The organism is Catenibacterium sp. UBA627, assembly GCF_002299355.1.
GTDB classification, from domain to species: Bacteria; Bacillota_I; Bacilli_A; order Erysipelotrichales; family Coprobacillaceae; genus Catenibacterium; species Catenibacterium mitsuoka.
In genome coordinates this window covers 10739-11947 of record NZ_DBPF01000051.1, presented here as the reverse complement: position 1 = coordinate 11947, position 1209 = coordinate 10739, and the positions used below count along the sequence as shown (strand labels likewise).

The 1209-nt window shown below is 33.4% G+C and carries 1 protein-coding gene and 1 pseudogene (1 of these 2 running past the window's edge); one reads left to right on the top strand and one right to left on the bottom strand.

Annotation, left to right across the window (positions count from 1 at the left end; genetic code table 11):
- Positions 1–659: pseudogene (locus tag B2S90_RS03675) on the bottom strand (sucrose-6-phosphate hydrolase); the annotation flags it as partial.
- 98 nt (positions 660–757) lie between these two features.
- On the opposite strand from B2S90_RS03675, the gene B2S90_RS03670 reads away from it, so the two are divergent.
- Positions 758–1209, top strand: the 5' portion of a protein-coding gene (locus B2S90_RS03670; RefSeq protein ID WP_286696554.1) for an AraC family transcriptional regulator. The gene runs 394 nt beyond the window's last position; 452 of the gene's 846 nt are visible here — the first part of the coding sequence; it begins with the start codon at positions 758–760; its stop codon lies beyond the right edge, outside the window.

The following is a 1209-nucleotide window of genomic DNA, read 5'->3' as shown; positions in this document are numbered from 1 at the left end:
TGTGCATCAAGACATTCATCTGTATCATTATTTCTTGACTGTAGGCCATACATTAATACTTCATGAGCATCAAGTGTAAATAAGTCAGGACATTCTATCATTTCATACTGTTTAGATATTCCAATGATTTTATTAAACTTAAAAGAGGTTCCATCTATTGATGTATATTGAATAATATCTCCTTTTCCAGTCTTCTTATTCTGTCCTCCTATAATCATTTTCCAGACATCCTCCTTAGTCACTTTAGGATCTCTAAAATGACCTGTATAATCATCAGGAAGAGAGAGTACAGAACCATATTTCTTAAAGTGAACACCATCCTTTGATTGTGCAAGACATTGTTCAGGATATCTTACGCCATCTCTCTTCACATTTCCCGTATAATAAAGAGATAGTGTCTCACCATCACTGACTGCACTTCCTGAATACGTCCCATCCTTGTCATAAGCTTCAGACGCTTGTAATGCGATAACAGGCTCACTCCAATGAACAAGGTCTTGAGAGGTTGTTTTTCCCCATACTTTATATGAGTGGTCTGTCGCATTAGGATTCCATTGGAAAAAGACATAATACTTTCCTTTAAAATAGGAAAGCCCATTCGGGTCATTGATCAACCCTTTTTCTGTTTCTATATGATATGCTTGTTTTCTATTTTTCATACATAACCCTCACTTTATTTACATTAAACAACGCCAAGAATATAATAAGAATAGAAATACATAACGAATATATGGAAAAAACTAACTTAGGGGATCATATGAAAGAATATAAAGAACGTATTCACAGCAAAACCTATAAAGCCAATACAGATTTGTCTTTATACAGTGCTGGAATAGAACAATGTAAAAGTGAATATACCTATGGACCTATTGTAAGATCTTATTATGTGATGCATTTTGTCTTCTCTGGAAAAGGACAACTGACTATTAATGAACATTCCTTTGATGTCAAGGCAGGAGATATTTTCCTCATTCCTGCCAATAAGGTGGCTACCTATCAAGCAGATAAAAACCATCCATGGAAATATGGATGGGTCAATTTCTTAGGTATTAATGCGGAACAATATTTTTATTCCCTTACAAAAGATACACATGATCAATACATTATTCATAATGTTGATGTGAATCAATATTATAAACAGATTGAACGTCTATTAGATTTATCCTTTAATACAGATGCTGAGTATTTTGAATCAAATAGTATACTTCT